Here is a 4068-nt window from a genome sequence, read left to right as displayed (position 1 = left end):
ATCAGTGGCAAGTTACACGACTGTGGTTCTAAGCTCGGCTACATGAAAGCATGTGTTGAATATGGCCTGCGTAATAAAGAATTTGGCGCTGAACTAAAAAGCTTTATTAAAGCGTTAAATTTAGATTAATGTTTAAATTATAATTGCAGCTTTACACATGTATAAAATAAATGATCATAGTGTTTTATGGAACTTATCCACTTAACACGTTGACCATTTAGCCTTTCGAGTTATTTTTCTAATTAAATCTACTGTAATCTATTTCAATTCGGAGCAAAACATGATTTCTTTGCAATATCTCTTTTCCTTAAATCGTAGTCAGAAACGTATTGTTAGTGTGGCTATTGATATCTTGTTTATCCTTGTTGCATTTTGGTCTGCACTATTTGTTCGATTAGATTCAGCTGACGTACTTTTAAATAACCAGTACTGGGTGTTAGTGACTTTGGTATGCCCAATCAGTATTCTTGCTTTTATTAAATTGGGTTTATACCGAGCCATATTACGTTATATGGGCTCAAAGTCATTATCTGCTGTGGTGATTGGTATTGCGATATCAGCGGTTAGCATGGTTGTATTCGCTTATTTCTTTACTATCAATATTCCGCGTACAGTCCCGGTTATTTATGCCGCATTTTCGCTTATCCTTATCGGTGGTAGCCGTGTTCTATTACGTTCTTTGGTTGGTACTGGCCTTAAACGCATTGGTGAGCCGGTAATTATTTATGGTGCGGGTGTAAGTGGTCGACAGTTATTCACGTCATTAATGCAAAGTCATGAGTACTATCCATGTGCATTTGTCGATGATGACAAATCATTATATGGTTCGAGTATTCAAGGCGTGCATGTTTATGCACCATCTATTCTTGCCAAGTTAGTTGAACAGAAAGAAGTGAAAAAAGTATTATTGGCACTGCCAAGTGCGAGTCGTTCGCGTCGCCAAGAAGTATTACGGACACTAGAGCCATTAGCACTGCAAGTAATGACGATTCCAGGCATGGCTGACTTAGTCAGTGGTGATAAACTTTATAGTGATATCAAAGAAGTTGAAATTGAGGACTTATTAGGACGTGAAGCGGTTTCACCGCGTGATGATCTCATGTCAGCGAACATCAAAGATAAAGTGGTTATGGTTACTGGCGCTGGCGGCTCAATTGGTTCTGAATTATGTCGTCAAATTATCAAGCAAGCACCAAAAAAACTGATCTTATTCGAACTCTCTGAATTTGGTCTTTACGCCATAGAGCGTGAATTAAGCCTAAGTGCACAAGCGCAAGGGTTAAAGGTAGAAATTCTACCTATGCTGGGCTCGGTACAGCGTGAAAACCGCGTGCAAGCTATAATGCAAACCTTCAAAGTTCAAACCGTTTATCATGCTGCAGCGTACAAGCATGTGCCTATGGTTGAACACAATGTGGTGGAAGGTGTACGTAATAATATCTTTGGTACCTTGTATACTGCACGCGCTGCGGTTGCGGCAAAGGTTGAAACATTTGTACTTATCTCAACAGACAAAGCTGTCCGTCCAACCAACGTGATGGGGACTACCAAGCGTATGGCGGAATTGTCTTTACAAGCCCTTGCTAAAGAAGAACATGAAACTCGTTTTTGTATGGTACGTTTTGGTAATGTACTTGGCTCCTCTGGCTCTGTGGTACCACTGTTTAAAAAACAGATCGCCAGTGGTGGTCCTGTTACTGTTACGCATCCTGACATTACACGCTACTTCATGACGATTCCAGAAGCATCGCAACTTGTTATCCAAGCTGGCGCGATGGGCAAGGGCGGAGATGTTTTTGTCTTGGATATGGGCAAATCAGTTAAAATTGTCGATCTAGCCAGTAAAATGATCCACCTTAGTGGTTTCACTGTTAAAAATGAAACCAATCCGGAAGGCGACATTAGCATTGAGTTTAGTGGCCTACGCCCGGGTGAAAAACTGTATGAAGAATTATTGATTGGTGACAATGTCACTGGCACAGATCATGAACGCATTATGACGGCCCATGAGGTTGATTTACCGTGGCGCTCACTCCACGAATTACTTGATAACCTTGATAATGCTTGTCATCATTTCGAGCATGAAAAAATCAGGGCGCTATTACTTAATGCGCCGACAGGATTTGCACCATCAGATGGTATTTGTGATCTACTCTGGCTGGAAAAAAATAAAGATCAACGTATGAACGCTGAAGAAGGTAATATCATACCGTTAGTGAATTAACGCGTATTAACCAAGATAGAAGATATAGCCTGTCAGGGGTTTGATAAAAAACTTAAATAAAAATAGTTTACAGGAACAGTGTCATGACAATTTTAGTGACTGGTGGTGCCGGTTATATCGGTAGCCACACCGTATTGGAATTATTAAACAGCAATCAAGATGTAGTTGTGATTGATAATTTATGTAATTCAAGTGAAGAATCATTAAAACGTGTTAAAGCGATCACCGGTAAGTCTGTGACTTTCTATCAAGGTGATGTACTGGATAGTGAATTACTAAACCGTATCTTTACCACGCATGATATTACAGCGGTGATCCACTTTGCCGGTTTAAAAGCTGTTGGGGAGTCAAATCAGATCCCGTTAACTTATTACCGCAACAACATTGCTGCGACGGTAAACATTTTAGAAGTGATGACTGCACACAATGTGAAGAACTTTGTATTTAGTTCATCGGCAACTGTCTATGGCGATCCGGCATCAGTGCCAATTGATGAAAGCTTCCCAACCTCTGCGACTAACCCTTATGGCCGGTCTAAGTTAATGGTCGAAGAAATTCTTGCCGATCTGTATAACTCTGACAATAGCTGGAACATTGCTCGTTTACGTTATTTTAATCCGGTGGGCTCACACCAGAGTGGTTTGATCGGTGAAGATCCAAATGACATCCCTAATAATCTAATGCCATACATCTCACAAGTGGCGGTGGGTAAACTTGTGCAGTTGAGCGTATTTGGTGATGATTATGCAACGGTTGATGGCACTGGTGTACGTGATTACATCCACGTAGTTGATTTAGCCTTAGGGCACTTAAAAGCTTTAGATAAGTTAATGACCAATCCTGGTTTAGTGACGTATAACTTAGGCACAGGACAAGGTTACAGCGTATTAGAGATGGTTAAAGCCTTTGAGCAAGCATCGGGTAAAACAGTCGCTTATCAAATCGCCCCGCGCCGTGAAGGCGATATCGCGCAATGTTATGCGGCAACCGATCTGGCTGAACGCGAATTAGGTTGGAAAGCAGAGCGTAGTATTAGCGACATGACGGCTGATACTTGGCGCTGGCAATCAAATAACCCCGATGGTTATTAAGCCGTACTAAAATAAGCATATTGACCTATTACCTTCCTTGGAACCAAGCTTTAAACTAATAGCCCTATTTATAAATAGATCTATTAATCGTTTAACTTACTTTCCAAGGACGGAACAATGCGTATTTTACATCATGGTGCGGTTAATGGCGTGACAGGCTCTTGCCATCAGCTATATATGAATGACTATAACTCTGTATTGATTGATTGTGGCTTATTCCAAGGCTCTGAAGCCGCTGCTAACAATAACTATATTGGTAATAATAGTAACAACAAAGATCAATTATCCATCGACTTTAATGTCCGCACTATTAAAGCACTCATCATTACTCACTGTCATATCGACCATGTTGGTCGCATTCCTTATCTATTAGCCGCAGGATATACCGGTCCAATATACGCGACCGAGGCCACCGCTGCACTACTTTCACTGGTTATTGAAGACGCCCTTAAAGTTGGTGTCACCCGCGATAAAAAACTTATCCAAGCTTGCCTCTCCCTATTAGCCAAGCAACTCATTCCGGTGCCATATCAAAAGTGGCAAACCATTGCTGTATTGAAAATACCCCAACAAGATATAAGTGAAGATGAGCTATGTTACCAGCATCAGAAAATTCGCTTTTGTCCTGCGGGTCATATCCTTGGCTCGGCGTATGTCGAAATTGAACTGGCCAGCGATAAACCCATTCGTCGCCATCGCTTAGTATTCTCAGGCGATCTAGGTGCTTCTTACAGCCCGCTATTATCTGCTCCT

Annotated in this window: 3 protein-coding genes; all 3 read left to right on the top strand. The window is 41.3% G+C overall.

The window, feature by feature from the left end:
* Positions 1-280 precede the first annotated feature (280 nt).
* On the top strand, positions 281-2224 hold the full coding sequence (locus QNK26_RS18720; protein ID WP_319225656.1) for a nucleoside-diphosphate sugar epimerase/dehydratase: 1944 nt from the start codon (positions 281-283) through the stop codon (positions 2222-2224).
* Between the two features lie 83 nt (positions 2225-2307).
* Positions 2308-3315 (top strand): UDP-glucose 4-epimerase GalE, encoded by a 1008-nt coding sequence (gene galE / locus QNK26_RS18715; protein WP_319225655.1) that lies wholly within the window; start codon positions 2308-2310, stop codon positions 3313-3315.
* A 117-nt stretch (positions 3316-3432) separates the two neighbouring features.
* On the top strand, positions 3433-4068 hold a 636-nt coding region (locus QNK26_RS18710; protein ID WP_319225654.1), incomplete at its 3' end, for an MBL fold metallo-hydrolase.

Source organism: Moritella sp., assembly GCF_033791185.1.
GTDB lineage: Bacteria > Pseudomonadota > Gammaproteobacteria > Enterobacterales > Moritellaceae > Moritella.
Note: the sequence above shows the minus strand (reverse complement) of the source record. Positions and strands in the feature narration are given on the sequence as shown.